This window comes from Magnetospirillum moscoviense, assembly GCF_001650635.1.
In the GTDB taxonomy this organism is placed as follows: domain Bacteria; phylum Pseudomonadota; class Alphaproteobacteria; order Rhodospirillales; family Magnetospirillaceae; genus Magnetospirillum; species Magnetospirillum moscoviense.
This window is the reverse complement of sequence record NZ_LWQU01000163.1, coordinates 95048-111474: the sequence shown is the minus strand read 5'-3', so window position 1 is coordinate 111474 and position 16427 is coordinate 95048. Positions and strand designations below refer to the sequence as shown.

The following is a 16427-nucleotide window of genomic DNA, read 5'->3' as shown; positions in this document are numbered from 1 at the left end:
CTTGTCATGAACCCACCCCCGCCCCTTCTTCTCGGCGCCGCCCTGGTCGCGGTCCTGGTGGTCCTGGCCATCGGCATCCTGGGCTTCGCCAAGGGTGGCCCTTGGTACCTGCGTCACGCCAACCGGCTGATGAATTTGCGGGTGGCGGCCCAGGCGCTGGCGGTGATCTTGCTGGGACTGGCGATCTGGTTCAGCCGGCCCTGACCGTTTGCAGGAACGAATCGACCTCGTGGCGCAGGCCGGCCGCCGGCCGGGCCAGATCGTCGGCCGCCCAGATCACCCGCACCGCCGAGCCGCAATAACGCACCGCCGACCGGGTCACCGTCACCACGCCGTCGGACACGATGCGCGATTCGCTCGCCACCTCCTCGACGCAGCGCTCGATCTTGCCGGTGACCATGGCCTGATGTTCGGCCGCCTGGGCGACCTCGCGGGCGATCTGGTCCATCCGCCGCACCGTGTCACCGACATCGCCGATGGCCGCCACGGTGTCGCCGGTGGCTGCCTGGATGGCGCTGAGCCGGTCGGCGATCTCGCGGGTGGCATCCGAGGTCTGCACCGCCAATTGCTTGACCTCGCCGGCCACCACCGCGAAGTTGCGCCCGGATTCGCCGGCCCGCTGGGCCTCGATGGCGGCGTTCAGGGCCAGCATGTTGGTGCGCTGGGCGATGTCGCCGATCAGCCCGACCACCCGGTCGATATCGCTGGCCAGGCCGGCCAGGCCCTCCACCTGGCGGGTGGCGCGCCCCAAATCCTCGACCGCCTCGCGGGCGACGCCCGACGACGACGCTGCGCGCTGGCGGATGGTCGCCACGCTGGCCGCCAATTCCTCGGTGGCTCGCGCCACCGATGCGACGCTGTGACGCGAACGCTCGGCCGCCTCGGCCACCGCCAGCGAGCCGCTCCCCTGCCCGTCGCCGCCGCCCTGGGCCATGCGCTGGGCGATATCCTTGATGGCCACCGCCTGGGTGCCGACGCCGTCGGCCACCGACTTGACCGCGTGCTCGAACCGGTCGGCCAACACATGCTGGCGGTCGCGGGCGGCGGCCTCGGCCTGGCGGCGCACCTCGTCTTGCTGCTCGCGCAGCGAGACCATGGCGACGGCATTGTCCTTGAACACCGCCACCGCCTTGGCCATGTCGCCGATCTCGTCCTTGCGCTCGATGCCGGGCACCGCCACCCGGTGATCGCCGCCGGCCAGGCGCTTCATCGCCCGCTCGATCTGCTTCAACGGCCGGGTGACGCTTTGCGCCAGCACCAGCACCGCCAGCACGAACAAACCCACCGCCGCCACGCCGATGATCGCCACCAGCCGGGTGGTGCCGGCGCGCTGGCCTTCCTGCTCGGTGATGGCCGCCGACATGCCGTCGCGGGCGTTCAGGAACACCGATTGCAGGATCGGCTGCAACGCCTGGAAGCGGCGCCGCAGCGCCTCGATCTCGGCGGCCTGGGCCAGGGCGATTTCGGCGAAGGCCTGCATGTCGGCGCTGTACTGGTTCATCAGCGTGCGCAATTCGCCCCGCGTCGAGGCCGGCAAGGCCGAGGCATCCAGCTCGAAATCGAATTGGGCGGCATATTTGCGATGCTGGCCCAGATAGGCCTGGCCGCCGTACAGCATGAAGTTCTTCTCGGCCAGGCGCAGATGCAGCATGGTCGGCATCAGGGGGCCGGCATTGGGCCACATCCGCAATTCATCCTCGACCGCCTTGACCGAATCGGCCAACTGCCCCTTCAGACCGCTGGAATCGGTCAGGCCCAGGGTGCGGGTCAGCGTCTCGACCTTGGCGAAGCCGGCCGACAGCGCCGCGAAGCCCTCTTTCAGCTCGCCCACCGCCAGCGTCAGGCCGTCGGTCGCGGTGCGCTGGCTCATCAGCGCCAAAGCCTGGTCGATCAGCTGGGAATCCTTGGCGAAGGCGGCGGCATGATCGGGCTTGAGCTCGCGCAGGAAGGCTTCCTGGTGGTTGTGCAAGGCGGCGGCGCGGGCGCGGACATCGCCGGCCAGGTCGTTCAACTGGCGATAGCCGTCCTGGCGCACCAGAGCGGCATCGACATGGCGCTCGCCGGCCCAATAGGTGCCGCCGACAGCAACAGCCACAACTGCCGCCAACACCGCCAGCAAGCCCAGCCGCGCCCCGATCGGCAGCCGGTCCAGGCCGCCCAGGCGGCCGGGCAGAGCGATCGGCAGACGGGGCCAGGACAGGCGGGGAATTTGGGACAGGGCGGCGACGGCTTCACGCATGGATGACCTCGGGCTTGGTCGGGGGGGATGCGCCGACCATAGCGACCGCCGATGTCCGAACCGTGACCGGGGGGTGACGGTTGGATGAAACCTGTGCGTGGCGGTTTCACCAAATCTTCAAGATGGCGGGCCTATGATGTGCCTTGAAAGCGCCATGAAGGCGTCCGCGAAAGGCCATGAAGGAGGGCCACTCTGACGCCAGTTTCACCGGCTGTTGAGGAGAGTGCGATGTCCTACCCCTTGTTCGATTCCGGCTTCACCCTGTGGGCGGCCGATTTGGACGCCCGCCTGATGGAGCGCTTCGGCGCCACCGCGCGGCTGCTGGGGGTGAAAAGCCGCCTGCTGCTGGACGCCTATTACGGCGGCGATTCGATTTCGGCGACCCTGGCCCGTATCGGCGAGACCATCGAGGGTTTGCGGCGGGGTTAACGGACAATCCCGCCCTGGCGCCAGGTCCTGGCCAAGGTGCCGTCACGTTCCAGCCTGGCCAGCAATCCATCCAGAATCTTCACATCGATGGGCCCAAGGCGGCGCACCAGCGCCCGGTGGCGATAGACCTGATCAAAGCGGTCAGACACCAGCAGCTTTTCCCGCGCCTCGGGGACCTTGGACAGATAGGCCCACAGATAGGAATCGGTGACCACCGCCAGATCGGCGCGGTCGGCCAGCACCATGTCGATGCTGGATTTGTGGTTGGCCACCAGCTTCATGCCCCAGTCGCGGGCCAGACGCTCGGGATCGGCGTTGAAATCGGCGAACCCGTAATGATAGCCCAGGATGCCGACCAGCCGCTTACCGGTCAGACTGGCGAAGAAATCCTGCCCGCGCCCGGGTCGGGCCTGGGCGACGAACACCTCGCCGCCTTGCAGGAATTCGGCGGTGAAATCGACCGCGGCCTGGCGCTGGGTCCATTCCCAATCCGGGCTTTCGAAGAACATGACGTCGAAGCGGGCATCCGCCAGATCGGCGTAACGGCGCCGGGCCGCCACCGGCACGAAGCGGAATTCATAGGCCGTTTGCGCCGCGTTCAGGGCGGCGATCACATCGTGGACCAGACCCTTGCCGTCCGCCTCGACGAATGGGGGAAATTCATAGCCCCCAACCTTTACCAGTTGCGCCGCAGGCGCGCCGTCCGCCGCCATCATTCCCAGCAGCATCGCGACAAGCGCCCAAACAGCCCTCATTTCCTGGCTTCCCTCGGTTGTACCTGTGCATATCAACACATGTTCGTCCGGCTTTCCACTCTCGGCTGTTGCCTGACCCCATACCAGTGCCGTACCTTTGGGGGAAGTATCAAACTCCGGTCAAGGAGACGAGTCAGTGCCGCATCGAGGGCGGGGTCCGTTGCCCTGGCTCGCCATCGCCCTGGTCGCCAATGTCTCGGCCATCGGCGGTGCCGCGATCTATCTCAACAGCCGCGTCGTCGGGCACGAGGACCTGACCGCCCTGGCCCTGGTTTCGGTGACCGGCGCGGTCTTGATGTTCGCGCTGGCCTGGAAGATCGTCGATTTCCAGGTGTTCCGCCTGATCCGCCGCATGGCCGCCGACGTGCGCGCCATCGCCCATGGCAGCACCCGCCAGGGCGTCGATCTCGACCGCTACGCCCTGATGCTGCCGCTGCCCGAGGCGATCAACCAGATGGCCGCAAAGCTGGTGCAGACCCGCCAGGAGCTGGATACCGGCCTGGGCACCGCCACCGCCAAGGCCGAGGAAAATTCCGCCCGCCTGGCCGCCATCTTGAACGACCTGCATGAAGGGGTGCTGGTGTGCAACCAGCGCCATCAGGTGGTTCTTTACAACTCGGTGGCGATGGAGATGCTGTCGCAGGCCGGCCAGTTGGGCCTGGGCCGCTCGCTGTTCGAGGCGATCGCCCGCGAGCCGGTGGTCCATATGCACGAAGTGCTGCTGCACCGGCCGGAGCTGGGCGGCAAGGGCACGCCGTTCCTGGCCGGCTCGGTCGATGGCCACATGCTGCTGCAGGCCCGCATGACCCTGATCCGCTCGGCCGACGGCGATGCCGGCGGCTATGTCGTCACCCTGGTCGATGCCGGCCCCCAGGTCGCCGCCCTGGCCAGCCGCGACGTGCTGCTGCGCGAGATCACCGAGGGCCTGGAATCGCCCTTGATCCGCCTGCGCGTCGCTGCCAGCAACCAGACCATCGTCGAGCGCGAGGCGGCCAACATCGAGCGCGCCATCAAGAAGGTCACCGACGGCTATCAGCGCGCCCTGTCGGGCTGGTGGCCGATGACCGACGTCCATTCCGCCGACTTCTTCGCCTTCGTCGCCAAGGGCGTCGAGAGCGAAGGCCTGAAGGTCACGGTGACCGGACTGCCGGTATGGCTGCATGCCGATTCCCACTCTCTGGCGCTGGCCGTCGACAGCCTGATCCGCCAGATGGCCGAACGCATGGGCCTGGCCGAGATCGACCTGGCCGCCGGCGCCGACGACGATTCCGCCTGGATCGAGATCGGCTGGCCGGGTGCCACCGCCGCCAAGCCGGCGCTGGACGGCTGGCTGGCCAAGGGCCTGACCCAATTGGCCGGCATGACCGTCAAGGACGTCCTGGCCCACCATGCCGGCCACAGTATCGGCCAGGAACACCGCCAGGGCCGGTCGTGGCTGCGCCTGCCGATGCGCAAGGGCGTCGAGGTCCATTTCCAGCCCAAGGCGCAATTGCCGACCCGGCCGGAATTCTATGATTTGTCGCTGTTGGATGGGGTGCGCGACATCGGCGAGATGGGCCGGTTGCCATTGAAGAGCCTGACCTTCATCGTCTTCGACACCGAGACCACCGGCCTGCAGCCCAGCCAGGGCGACCAGATCGTCCAGATCGGCGCCGTCCGCGTCGTCAACGGCCGCATCCTGTCGGGCGAAAGCTTCAACCGCATCGTCAATCCCGGCCGCCAGATCCCGCCGGAAAGCATCAAGTTCCACGGCATCACCGACGACATGGTGATCGACAAGCCACCGCTTTCGGTGGTGCTGCCGCAATTCAAGGCCTTCGCCGCCGATTCGGTGCTGGTCGCCCACAACGCCGCCTTCGACCTGAAGTTCCTGCGCATGAACGAACGCCAGTTCGGGGTGCGTTTCGACAATCCGGTGCTGGACACCATGATGCTGTCCAACTATCTGGACGGCCCCGAGAACGGCCATTCGCTGGACGCCATCTGCGACCGCTTCGGCATCGAGATCACCGACCGCCACACCGCGCTGGGCGACGCCATCGTCACCGCCGCCGTGTTGCTGAAGCAGATCGACATGCTGGAGATGCGCGGCATCACCACCCTGGATCAGGTGGTGCGCGAACTGGATCTGAAGATGGTCCTGCATCAACGCCAGCAGGCGTTATAGGCGCGCGGTTCTGCGCAAAGCTGCCCGTCCCGGGCTACTTATGGACCGCGGGGCCACGGGAGCATGCCCCCACCCCCGCGCAATCAGCTTTTGGGTGCCGGCGCCGTCCGCCAGGTGCCCTTGCCCGCCAGCTTGGCGTCGTACATGGCGTGATCAGCGCGCTGGAGCACCGCCTCGACGTCCTCGACCTGATCGGCACCGCCAAACAGGGCGATGCCCACCGAGACGCCGATCAACGCCTGCCCTTGCGCCAGCTCGAACGGCTCGTGCACCAGGCCCACCACCTTCTCGGCCACATGCTCGGCGGCGTCGGCGCTTCGGATGTCCGACAGCAACAGCGCGAACTCGTCACCGCCAAGCCGGGCCAGCACGTCGCTTTCGCGCAACACCGCCGACAGCCGCATCGCCACCTGGCGAAGCAACTGGTCTCCGGCCTCGTGGCCAAGGCCGTCATTGACCGCCTTGAACCCGTCCAAATCCAGATACATCAGGGCGCCGGCCCGGTCGTTGCGCCGCGCCGCAGCCAAATCCCGCCGCACATTGTCGAAAAAAGCGCGGCGGTTGGGCAGACCGGTCAAGGGATCGGTGGTCGCCAACTGGTTCAGCCGCTCCAACGCCTCCTGGCGACGCTGTGTCTCGATGGCGAACTTCTCAAGCACCGCGTTGTAGAACCGTGCCATCGGGGCAGCCTCGGATTCGGGCTCGACCGCCACCTTGCGCGAAAAATCGCCCGAGCGCGCCTGCCAATCCATCTGGGTGATCAGGTCCAGGACCGACGAGGTGGCGTCATGTTCGGCGACGTTCAACCCCATGCGCTCCTGCTCGGCCGTCACCCGGAATGGAATAAAGCGGTCGAGCAGTTTGAACGTCAGCCAGCAAAAGGGCATCACGAACGCACCGACGGCGACGATACCCAACACCTGGATGCCCAACTGGCTCCAGCGGTCGCCGGCCGGCAGCAGGGCCGGATCGACGAACAGAGCCAGGGCCACGGTGCCCCAGATGCCGGCGAACAGGTGCGCGGGCACCACGCCCATGACGTCGTCGATTTCCAGGATGGCCATGGCCCAAATACCCATGACGGCGATCACCCCGGCCACCAGACCGATGACCAGGGCATCGACCTCGCCGATCAGGTTGCAACTGGCGCAGATGCCCACCAGCCCGGCGACGACGCCATTGATGATTCCGTCCACAGACGGATGGCCATAGACCCGCCAGCTCAAGGCCAGTCCGGCCAGACCGCCGGCGGCACCGGCCAACGCCGTGTTGGCGACGATCAGCGGCACCTCGCGATTCAGCGCCAGGGTCGAGCCGCCGTTGAAACCAAAAAAACCGATCCACAGCAGAAACACACCCAGAACCGACATGGGCAGATTGTGGCCTTCAATGCGGCGGCCATCGGACCCAAAGCGGCCCAGGCGGGGCCCGATCACCAGCACCGCCGCCAGCGACACCCAACCGCCGACGCTGTGCACCACCGTCGAGCCGGCGAAATCCAGGAAACCCATTTTGCCCAACCAGCCGCCCGGGGCACCGGCGGCGACGCCGTTCCAGATCCAGTGGCCGACCACCGGATAGATCAGGCCGGCAGTGATGACGGTCACCATAACGTAGCCAGAGAAGCGCATGCGCTCGGACACCGCCCCGGAAATAATGGTCGCCGCCGTGCCGCAAAACATCAGCTGGAAGATGAAGAAGGTGATGTCGGCGGGCGAAAGAGCCTCGTAGCGAATGGGAACCACCGGCCCGGTCCACCCCCCCAGGCTGGGGCCGAACATCAGCTGATAACCGAACACGGTGAACAGCACCGCCGATAGGCAGAAATCCACCAGATTCTTCACCGCGACATTGATGGAATTCTTGGCGCGGACAAATCCGCTTTCCAGGCAGGTGAACCCCGCCTGCATCAGCGCGACCAGGAAACTGGCCATCAGGACCCAGGCCACATGGGGCGAAAGGGCGTCGATCGGGTCCATGCGAACTCCGCTCTGCTTAATACTAAGTCAGTATGGCTATATGATTAATTTTTAATCAACCCGCTATTTCCACCCCGGATCGATGACGGCGCGGCTTTTGCGGTCTTCGGCCAGCTTGCGGACATGGGCCAGGTTGCGGGCGGCCACCTGGGCCGGGCCCTTGGCGCCATAGGCCTGGAACACCTCCAGCGCACCCGCCAGCACCACTTCCGCCTCGGCCAGATGGGTGCCGCCGCCGCCATGGCGGTCCAGCAGGAACAAGGCCGATCCCAGGGTATTGGCGGTCGAGGCCCAGGCCAGCGGCGTGCGCTCGCGGGTGCGGACCTCCAGGACGGTGTGGCAGGTATCGACCGCCCGCTTCAACACGTCGGGATTCTTCATCTGGTCGCCATAGACCTCAAGCACCTGCGCGATGGTGTTCATGACATCGGACCAGCGCTGCGGCGCCTCGTGGCGGGTATGCACCTGCAAGGCGGCCTGCAGGACGTTCAAGGCTTCGCGCAGCAGGTCGCTGTCGCCGGTCAACAGGTCCAGGCGGTAAAGCGCCACCCCCATCCGGGTCTGCACCGCCGCCCATTCCTGCGGCATGGTGGCCCGGTTCAGGCTTTCCGAGGCGACGCGCCAATGCTTGACCGCCTCTTCCAGATGGGCGCGGGCGTCTTCCTTCGACTTCTCGGCCCAGGTGGTCAGCACGGCGGCCAGATGCTTGTTGATCAGGCCGGCTTCCCAACCGGGATCGGTGCGGGCCAGCCGCTTTTCGGCGGCACGATAGGCATCGACCGATTTCTTGAACCATTCGCCCGATTGCGAGGGCACCACCACCTGGGCGCAGGCGGCACACAGATGGCCGAATACCAACTGCACGGTGCGCTGCTGGTTCATGGCCAGGGCGACCGGCGGCTTGGCCGCCAGCGGTTCCAGCACGGTGACGGCCGGCGGCAGCAAACGGCGGATGGCGGCGCGCTGGACCTCGGTCGCCGGGTCGGCGGCAGCCAGGCAGGCGGCGTACAACAGATTCGATTGCGGCTCACCCAGGTTCATCGGCAGGTCGATGCGGGTGGTCGGACCGAATGCCCCGGCCTTTTCCTCGTCGGGCAGGTTGGCGCCCACCAGCCGCAGGCGATAGCCTTCCTTCAACACCTCGCCCCACACCAGCAGGTCGGCGGCCTCGTCGGCGACGGCATGGCGGGCGTTGGTGACCAGGCCGGCGACCTGGACCGGATCGTCCAGGCTGTCCAACTGGAACGGCCGGGGCAGCGGCTTGACCTTCAGGGCCGGGCGGGAATCCAGCATCTTGAACAAGGCCAGCGAGGCGGCGCCATCGGCGCTGTCGCCCACCATCGCCGCCACCAGCACGGTATAGACCGGCGGCTCGGCCGCCGGCTCGATGGGGTGAAGCGCCTGCGGCCCGTCGGCCGGCTTGGGTTGCAGCATCTTGGCCACCGCGCCCAGCAGGCGGGCCAAACCGCCCGGTTGGCCGTGGTCGTCCTTGGCCGGATCGGGCACCGGCACGGGAACCCTGGCAGGCAGGTTCCGGGCCGTTCTGTCCAATGGGCGCTTGAAGCGGTCGCGGGGATCGTCGGATGTGCTCATCAACTCGTCAGGGCGCGCGGGCGTGACCGTCAGTGGTCATGCGGTTTACAAGGCCCGCGCCCCCAGATCAACCCCCGCCCTGCATCAGGCGTTAAGGGCGGCGACCGGGGACCGGCGCAGGCCATGCTTGGGGAAGGCTACCAGCATGCGCGTACCTTGGTCCATCTCGGACTCGATCCAGATGCGCCCGTCATGATGGTCGACGATCTTGCGGCAGATGGCCAGGCCGATGCCGGTACCCTCGACCTGACGGCTTGCCGCCAAGCGCTGGAAGATGCGAAAGGCCCGCTCGTGGTCGCAAGCCGCGATACCGACACCATTGTCTTCTACCCACACCACCCATTCCTGGCCATCGTCGCGCCAACCGACCGCCACCTCGGGTACACGCTCGGGGTGGCGGTATTTCAAGGCGTTGCCGATCAGGTTCTGGAACAGGCGCATCAGTTCCATTCGGTTGCCGTCAACGTCCGGAAGGTCGTCCGCCACATTCAACCGGCCGCCGCAATCGGCCAGGGTGACCGACAGATTGTGGCGGACGTCCTCGATCACCTCGGCCAACGCCACGGTGTCGCGCGACTGGTCGTGGCCGACCCGCGAATAGTCCAGCAGGTCCAGGATCAGCGCGTCCATGCGCTTGGCGCCATCGACGGCATAGCCGATGAATTCCCGTTCGTCGTCGCCCAACCGGTCGTCCAGGCGCTTCCTGATCAGTGCCAGATAGGACGACACCATGCGCAAGGGCTGGCGCAGATCGTGGCTGGTGACATAGGCGAACTGTTCCAGTTCGGCATGGGACCGGCGCAGATCCTCTTCCAGGCGTTTGCGGTCGCTGATGTCGTGGAAGGCGACGACGGCGCCGATGGTGATGCCCTCGACCACCAGGGGCGAGCTGACATACTCCACCGCGATCTGCCGGCCCGAGGCCTTGCGGAAGGTTTCGTTGGAAACGCGCCTGGTCTCGCTGTCGACCAGGGTGCGACGGATGGCGCACAAATCGCCGTCGCAGGACGAACCGTCGCTCAACCGGTGCCCCAGAACGTCGCCGGCAGGCTGCCCCATCAACTCGCCCGATTGCGACCAGCCCAGGATCTGCACGGCGGCGCGGTTGGCGAACATCACCCGGACCTCGTCGTCGATGCCGATCACCCCCTCGGCGGTGGTTTCCAGCATCATCCGCAAGCGGGCGGCGTTGGCGCGCAACTCGGCTTCGACGTGAAGACGTTCGGCATCTTGTTGACGGCGGCCGCCCCGACCCTTCCTACCCCGGTGAAGGCCGACCCAGAAAGCCGACACGACAGTCCCGGCCGCGACCCACAGATCGACGGCAACGGTTTCCAAACCCATCCATGAACTCCTGCGGCCGCCCCAACAGCCTATCGCCTAACCTGGACAGGATAAGTCATTTGGAAAACTAAACTCCAGATGTTGGACGTATGGGCTTCCATATGGACAGGTATTAGGGTCGCGGCCACAGGCTGGCGGGCAAACCCAGCTTCCACAAGGCAAAGGCCGCCGCCGCCGCCCCCAGGGTCAGCAACAGGTAAAGCCCCCACGGACGGCGCCGTTCGGCGAAGGGGTCGGCCAGCGAGCGCTCGGCCCCGGCCGGCAGGTGGGCGACCTGGGTCAGCGACCCGCCGAACGGGATGTTGATGGTGGCGCGCGCGTTGACCGCCCAGCCGGTGGCATCCAGAATCGGGGCCAGGCTGCGCTGGCGCAGCTTCATATAGGCGATCACCATGCTGGGGCCGGAAACGAGCAGCACCAGACCGAACAGGGCCAGCGGCATCTGCCACCATGGCAGGCGCAGAAAGCCGGTGATCACCGAGGCGATGGCGGTGCCGATGGCACCGACCGCCAGACCGATGGCGGCGAAGATGCCGGCGAAACGGCCGACATCGAACGGCGCCTCGGCCGGCTTGGGCGGCGGCGCCTTGCCCGACGCCGCCGCGCCGATGGCCTGGGCCTGCATCTGCGCCTCCGAGGCTCGGGCGCGGGCGGCGGCCATCTTCTCGACCTGCGCGCCGACGAAGCGGCCCAATTGCTTATAGGGCGACCAGAAGGCCTGGCGCATGCTGATCGGGTGTTCGACGATGCGCACGATGGTCGCGTCCCAGTCATGGCCCTTGCGGTCGTAGAACACGCCGTTGCGCCCGACCATCAACTGGTCCGACTCGCCCGAGGTGAAGCCGGCCATCACCGTCATCTTCTCGTTGGTGCCGCGACGCTGGCACTCGCAATAGACCAGATAGATCCGGCTCAGCGTCGCCAGCGCGGCATGGCGGGTGACGTCATCGACGCGGACGCACAGTTCGGCCGAACGGCTGTCCAGGAACAAGGTGCCGGCCTGGAAGATCGCCTTGCGCTTGCGGGTATAGAAGTCGCGGAAGCTGACGAAATTGTTGACCAGCCGGTAAAGGTGCAGCCTTAAGACCACCAGCTTCTCGACGGCGTCGATGGCGGCGGCCTCGGCCTCCAGGGCCTTGTCCTGGGCGATCAGCGATTCCAGCAAGGCCTTGCCGGTGCAGCCCTTCAGGGCCAGCACCCGGGTATTGCCCAATTGCTCGACCCGGGTCGCCGGCTTGGCCGCCCGCCAGGCGGCATGGTCGGCGAAGCGTTCCTTGATGTCGGTCCATTCGGCCTCGGTCAGGTGGGTGCGCGCCCCCAGAAGCGGCGTCACCACCCGATCGGCGAAGCTGCGCACCGCGCCCACCCAGGCCGGGTTCAGACCGTCGCCCAACGGCAGCGCCGCCCCGGCCGACAAGGCGGCCAGCGGCAAGGGTGCGAGCAGGGCGACGGCATCGGCGGTGTTCAGGCCGGTCAGCGGCGCGAAGGTCTCGGCCGCCGGGTTGACCGATTGGGCCGCGCCATCGCTATAGGCGGCCAAATTGCAGCGCAGGAAGAAGCCGTCGATCTTGTCGCGCACCGCTTCCAACGCCTCGCCGGCGGCGGCGCTGTCGTCGCCCAGCCCGGCCAGGGCGGCGGCGCCGCCTTGGTCCAGCCAGGTCGCCAAGGCCTCGATCTCGCCATAGAAGGAATCGACCATCGGCTGGTCGATGCCGGTGGCCCCCGAACGGTCGGGCACGCCGCCCAGGCAGGTGACGATGTCGGCGATCAAGGCCTTGGTCTCGGCATCCTCGGCCGCCTCGGGCGGGATCACGCCGTCGCCGTTGAACTGGGTCTGGGCGAAGATGCGGCCGGTATCCTGGGTGTCGGCCAGGGCGATGGTGTCGGCACCGGCCTTGCCCAGGTTCGACAGGATGCGCCGGGCCGAGGCCAGTACCCGCGCCCCCTCGGGTGAGGTTTCGTCGATGGCGGCCAGCGCCAGCTCGTCGCCGGGACGGACCAGTTCTTCCGGGTCCTTCAGCACCGATTTCAGCCAGGCCACCGCGTCCAGGATCTCGGCGGCGCGGATGCGGCCGTCCTTGTCGCTGTCCAGGATCGCCAGCGCCTTGGCATCGAACTCGATCCCGGCGGCCGGACAGGCCAGGGCCACCCACAATTTCTGATCCAGCCGGTCCAGGGCCAAGAGGTCGGCGCCGCTATCGATGCGGACCTGATCGAAACCGCCGGCCCGGAAAAATCGCCAGGTATGGGACGATGTCGCGCTGGTCATGATTCCCCCTCCCGCAAGCGTGATGCAACCGAGGCTACACCCGGCAACGACGTCCGTCCATCCGCCGCAATTGGATAGTTACTTTCCATCGATGGAAACAATGTTTTTACCCTTCCACCGCCCCAGCCATGCACCACACGCAATGCAGCAACGTTCGGCGCGCAGGATAGAGCCAATCACCGCCCCGATTTGCTGCGCCGCACCCACCCGAACGAGTTGGCACGGCTTTTGCGGATGGTGAAGCAGGCAACCGAGAACCGGAATCATGGCCTGCTCTCCCCGGAATTCCCATTCACGGATTTCGGGGGCAGGACACGAGACGAGCCCTGGAGAGGTGGGGAAGACCGATGTACGACGACAGCGACCTGAAAACCGAAACCGATATCGAGACCCGCTTCGGCGTGTCGCGCCGCGACTTCATGAAGTTCTGCGCCGCGATGGCCGCCACCATGGGTCTGCCCAAGGGGGCCGATGCCCAGATCGCCGCCGCCATCACCAAGAAGGAACGTCCTTCGGTGATCTGGCTGCACCATCAGGAATGCACCGGCTGCACCGAATCGTTGCTGCGCTCGGAACATCCGACGCTGGACAAGCTGATCCTCGACATCATCTCGCTGGACTACCACGAGACGGTGTTCGCCGCCGCCGGCCACCAGGCCGAGGCCGCCCGCAAGGCCGCCATGGCCAAGAACAAGGGCAAGTACCTGCTGGTGGTGGAAGGCGCCATCCCGATGAAGGATGGCGGCATCTATTGCAAGATCGGCGGCCAGACCTCGTTCGAGCTGACCAAGGAATGCGCCGCCGACGCCGCCGCCGTGGTGGCCATCGGCTCGTGCGCCTCGTGGGGCGGCATGCCCTCGACGCCGCCCAATCCGACCGGCTCGACCGGCGTGGCGGAAGCGCTGGGTCGCAAGGACATCGTCACCATCCCGGGCTGCCCGCCCAATCCCTATAACTTCCTGGCCACCGTCGTCCACTTCCTGACCTTCGGCAAGCTGCCGGCGCTCGACGACAAGGGCCGCCCGACCTTCGCCTATGGCCGCCTGATCCACGACAATTGCGAACGCCGCGCCCATTTCGACGCCGGCCGCTTCGCGCTGGAATTCGGCGATCCCGGCCACAAGAAGGGCTATTGCCTGTACAAGCTGGGCTGCAAGGGCCCGGAAACCTATGCCAACTGCCCGTCGATCCTGTTCAACGACGTCGGCACCGGCTCGTGGCCGGTCGGCACCGGCCATCCCTGCATCGGCTGCACCGAGAAGCATATCGGCTTCGAAAAGCCGATCCACGCTTTGGCCGACCTCAAGACCAACCCGCCGACCGGCTATCCCCGCATCGTCGAGGAGCAGGGCACCGGCGCCACGCTGGCCTCGGCCGCCGCGGTGGCCGCAGTGGCCGGCCTGGCGGTCGGCGCCGGCATGAAGATCGCCGGCAATCTCGGCAAGTCGGAAACCAAGGACGGCGAGTAAGCCCATGTCGCTCAAGCGTCGAAGCTTTCTGAAAGGGGCTGCCGGAGGCGGCGCCGCGCTGGCGACAGCGGCGGTGGTGTCGGCTCCGGCCCAGGCCCGCCCGAACAAGGTGATGCCGCCGCAGGCGGTGGGCCTTCTCTACGACTCGACCCTGTGCGTCGGCTGCAAGGCCTGCGTCGCCGGCTGCAAGGAGGCCAACGACCTTCCCGTCGATGTCAGCACCCCCGACGCCCTGTGGGATACCCCCCTGGACATCGGGCCCAAGACCTTCAACGTCATCAAGGTCTATGCCGAAGGCACCGCCGACACCAAGGACCAGGAAAAGAACGGCTTCGCCTTCATCAAGAAGTCGTGCATGCACTGCGTCGATCCCAGCTGCGTGTCGGTCTGCCCGGTGACGGCGATGACCAAGCATCCGCAGACCGGCATCGTCGAATACAACGCCGACGCCTGCATCGGTTGCCGCTATTGCGTCGCCTCGTGCCCGTTCGGCGTGCCGCAGTCGGAATTCGACACGCCGACGCCGAAGATCATGAAGTGCGAGATGTGCAAGCATCGCCAGGCCGAGGGCAAGATCCCGATGTGCGCCGAGGTGTGCCCGACGGGCGCCACCATCTTCGGCCCCATCCCGGCGCTTACCGAGGAAATCAACCGCCGCAAGGCCATGAAGGCCGGCGAGGCCAACGTGTTCGAGCGCCGGGTGATCGGCTCGGGCGACACCCATGAGCGTCCGGCCGCCAAGTATCTCGACCATGTCTACGGCGAGAAGGAAGTGGCCGGCACCCAGTTCCGCCACATGTCGGCGGTGTCGTTCACCAAGCTGGGCTACCCCGAGCTGCGCGAACAATCCTACTCGTCCCAGTCCGAAGGCATTCAGCACAGCCTGTACCAGGGCATGATCGCTCCGGTGGTGGTGCTGGGCGGGCTGGTGTGGGCGGCCAAGCGGGCCTCCCACATCGAAGACGAACACCCGGAGGAGTAGGCCACCATGGCGAAATTCCATAATGAGCACGAGCCCCTGGGTGGCAGCCTGTTCAGCAAGACCACGGTGATCTGTGCCATCCTGGCCTTGATCGCCGCCGTCATCCTGGCCAAGCGAATGGTCCTGGGCCTGGGCTCGGTCACCAACCTCAATAACGGTTATCCCTGGGGCATCTGGATCGTCTACGACGTGGTCATCGGCACGGCGTTCGCCTGCGGCGGCTATGCCATGGCGATCCTTTGCTATGTCCTCAACAAGGGCGAGTACCACCCGATGGTCCGCCCGGCCCTGCTGGCCTCGGCCTTCGGCTACACCCTGGGCGGTATCTCGATCGTCTTCGATCTGGGCCGCTGGTGGAACGCCTGGCATATCCTGGTGCCCAGCTACTGGAATACCGGCTCGGTGATGTTCGAGGTCGCGCTGTGCGTGATGGCCTACATCGTCGTGCTGTGGATCGAGTTCTCGCCGGCCATCCTGACCAAGTTCGGCCTCAAGGACTCGAAGAAGAAGCTGGAAAAGATCCTGTTCGTCTTCGTGGCCCTGGGCGTGCTGCTGCCCAGCATGCACCAAAGCTCGCTGGGCACTTTGCTGGTGGTGATGGGCTATCAGATCCATCCCCTGTGGCAGACCCCGATCCTGCCGCTGCTGTTCCTGGCGTCGGCCATCACCATGGGCTTTTCCATCGTGGTGTTCGAGGCCCTGCTGGGGGCGAGCGCCTTCAACCGCTCGGTGCGTCACGAGATGCCGCAGCTGGCCAAGCTGGCCCGCATCATCCAGGGCATGATGGTCGCCTATCTGGTGATCCGCTTCGGCGACATCGTGGTGCGCGGCGCCATCGCCGAGCTGTTCACCTCGGGCATCCGCAGCCTGATGTTCTGGATCGAGATCGCGCTGTTCGCCACCCCGGTCGTGCTGTTCGCCAAGGCCGAAAACCGCATGTCCAAGAAGGCCTTGTGGATCGGCGCCTGCAGCTTGCTGCTGGCCGGTGCGCTCTATCGCCTGGATGCCTTCCTGGTCGCCTATCAGACCGGGGCCGGCTGGAGCTACTTCCCCAGCGTCCAGGAGCTGCTGGTGACCATCGGCATCATCGCCACCGAAATTCTTCTCTATGTCGTGTTCGTCCGGAAGTTCCCGGTCTTCTACACCCACAAGCTGACGCCGGCCGAACTGGCCGCGGCCCACGAAAAGTAAGGAGCCACTG

13 protein-coding genes are annotated in these 16427 nt (G+C 66.4%); 6 read left to right on the top strand and 7 right to left on the bottom strand.

Annotated elements, in window-relative coordinates:
• Positions 1 to 6 precede the first annotated feature (6 nt).
• Positions 7 to 204: a twin transmembrane helix small protein gene (locus A6A05_RS15465; protein WP_068503215.1), complete on the top strand. Its 198-nt coding sequence runs from the start codon at positions 7 to 9 to the stop codon at positions 202 to 204.
• Here A6A05_RS15465 and A6A05_RS15460 read toward each other — a convergent pair.
• Positions 191 to 2239, bottom strand: a complete 2049-nt coding sequence (locus tag A6A05_RS15460; RefSeq protein WP_068503212.1) for a methyl-accepting chemotaxis protein — start codon at positions 2237 to 2239, stop codon at positions 191 to 193. The genes A6A05_RS15465 and A6A05_RS15460 overlap by 14 nt on opposite strands.
• A gap of 228 nt (positions 2240 to 2467) precedes the next feature.
• Between A6A05_RS15460 and A6A05_RS15455 the strand changes: the two genes are divergently transcribed.
• Complete coding sequence (locus A6A05_RS15455) at positions 2468 to 2668, top strand: hypothetical protein (protein ID WP_068503209.1); 201 nt, start codon at positions 2468 to 2470, stop codon at positions 2666 to 2668.
• On the opposite strand, the gene A6A05_RS15450 is transcribed toward A6A05_RS15455, so the two are convergent.
• Positions 2665 to 3423, bottom strand: a complete 759-nt coding sequence (locus A6A05_RS15450) for a substrate-binding periplasmic protein (RefSeq protein WP_068503204.1) — start codon at positions 3421 to 3423, stop codon at positions 2665 to 2667. The genes A6A05_RS15455 and A6A05_RS15450 overlap by 4 nt on opposite strands.
• Before the next feature lie 160 nt (positions 3424 to 3583).
• Between A6A05_RS15450 and A6A05_RS15445 the strand changes: the two genes are divergently transcribed.
• Complete coding sequence (locus A6A05_RS15445) at positions 3584 to 5590, top strand: 3'-5' exonuclease (protein WP_245644315.1); 2007 nt, start codon at positions 3584 to 3586, stop codon at positions 5588 to 5590.
• Positions 5591 to 5673: 83 nt separating this feature from the next.
• Here A6A05_RS15445 and amt read toward each other — a convergent pair whose 3' ends face one another.
• From amt to A6A05_RS20980, 5 genes are all read right to left on the bottom strand, one after another.
• Positions 5674 to 7569, bottom strand: a complete 1896-nt coding sequence (gene amt / locus A6A05_RS15440; protein WP_068503201.1) for an ammonium transporter — start codon at positions 7567 to 7569, stop codon at positions 5674 to 5676.
• Between the two features lie 63 nt (positions 7570 to 7632).
• Positions 7633 to 9162, bottom strand: a complete 1530-nt coding sequence (locus tag A6A05_RS15435; protein WP_068503198.1) for a hypothetical protein — start codon at positions 9160 to 9162, stop codon at positions 7633 to 7635.
• Between the two features lie 84 nt (positions 9163 to 9246).
• The gene (locus A6A05_RS15430) at positions 9247 to 10506 is read right to left on the bottom strand and encodes a sensor histidine kinase (protein WP_068503194.1); all 1260 of its coding nucleotides are present in this window, start codon (positions 10504 to 10506) and stop codon (positions 9247 to 9249) included.
• 112 nt (positions 10507 to 10618) lie between these two features.
• A complete protein-coding gene (locus tag A6A05_RS15425) occupies positions 10619 to 12775 on the bottom strand; it encodes a hypothetical protein (RefSeq protein ID WP_068503193.1) in 2157 nt (718 codons plus the stop codon).
• Positions 12776 to 12853: 78 nt separating this feature from the next.
• On the bottom strand, positions 12854 to 13042 hold the full coding sequence (locus A6A05_RS20980) for a hypothetical protein (protein ID WP_156521091.1): 189 nt from the start codon (positions 13040 to 13042) through the stop codon (positions 12854 to 12856).
• A gap of 80 nt (positions 13043 to 13122) precedes the next feature.
• Here A6A05_RS20980 and A6A05_RS15420 point away from each other — a divergent pair, with 80 nt between their 5' ends.
• The 3 genes from A6A05_RS15420 to hybB are packed head-to-tail and all read left to right on the top strand — an operon-like array spanning position 13123 to position 16417.
• The gene (locus A6A05_RS15420) at positions 13123 to 14244 is read left to right on the top strand and encodes a hydrogenase small subunit (protein WP_068503190.1); all 1122 of its coding nucleotides are present in this window, start codon (positions 13123 to 13125) and stop codon (positions 14242 to 14244) included.
• A 4-nt stretch (positions 14245 to 14248) separates the two neighbouring features.
• Positions 14249 to 15226, top strand: coding sequence for a hydrogenase 2 operon protein HybA (gene hybA / locus A6A05_RS15415; RefSeq protein ID WP_068503188.1), 978 nt, complete (start codon positions 14249 to 14251; stop codon positions 15224 to 15226).
• Between the two features lie 6 nt (positions 15227 to 15232).
• A complete protein-coding gene (gene hybB, locus A6A05_RS15410; protein WP_068503185.1) occupies positions 15233 to 16417 on the top strand; it encodes a Ni/Fe-hydrogenase cytochrome b subunit in 1185 nt (394 codons plus the stop codon).
• Positions 16418 to 16427 lie beyond the last annotated feature (10 nt).

Excerpts from the sequence above, each read along its gene's own strand:
- A6A05_RS15465 (WP_068503215.1), top strand. The coding sequence starts at position 7 with ATGAACCCACCCCCGCCCCTTCTTCTCGGCGCCGCCCTGGTCGCGGTC.
- A6A05_RS15460 (WP_068503212.1), bottom strand. The coding sequence starts at position 2,239 with ATGCGTGAAGCCGTCGCCGCCCTGTCCCAAATTCCCCGCCTGTCCTGG.
- A6A05_RS15455 (WP_068503209.1), top strand. The coding sequence starts at position 2,468 with ATGTCCTACCCCTTGTTCGATTCCGGCTTCACCCTGTGGGCGGCCGAT.
- A6A05_RS15450 (WP_068503204.1), bottom strand. The coding sequence starts at position 3,423 with ATGAGGGCTGTTTGGGCGCTTGTCGCGATGCTGCTGGGAATGATGGCG.
- amt (WP_068503201.1), bottom strand. The coding sequence starts at position 7,569 with ATGGACCCGATCGACGCCCTTTCGCCCCATGTGGCCTGGGTCCTGATG.
- A6A05_RS15435 (WP_068503198.1), bottom strand. The coding sequence starts at position 9,162 with ATGAGCACATCCGACGATCCCCGCGACCGCTTCAAGCGCCCATTGGAC.
- A6A05_RS15430 (WP_068503194.1), bottom strand. The coding sequence starts at position 10,506 with ATGGGTTTGGAAACCGTTGCCGTCGATCTGTGGGTCGCGGCCGGGACT.
- A6A05_RS15425 (WP_068503193.1), bottom strand. The coding sequence starts at position 12,775 with ATGACCAGCGCGACATCGTCCCATACCTGGCGATTTTTCCGGGCCGGC.
- A6A05_RS20980 (WP_156521091.1), bottom strand. The coding sequence starts at position 13,042 with ATGATTCCGGTTCTCGGTTGCCTGCTTCACCATCCGCAAAAGCCGTGC.
- A6A05_RS15420 (WP_068503190.1), top strand. The coding sequence starts at position 13,123 with ATGTACGACGACAGCGACCTGAAAACCGAAACCGATATCGAGACCCGC.
- hybA (WP_068503188.1), top strand. The coding sequence starts at position 14,249 with ATGTCGCTCAAGCGTCGAAGCTTTCTGAAAGGGGCTGCCGGAGGCGGC.
- hybB (WP_068503185.1), top strand. The coding sequence starts at position 15,233 with ATGGCGAAATTCCATAATGAGCACGAGCCCCTGGGTGGCAGCCTGTTC.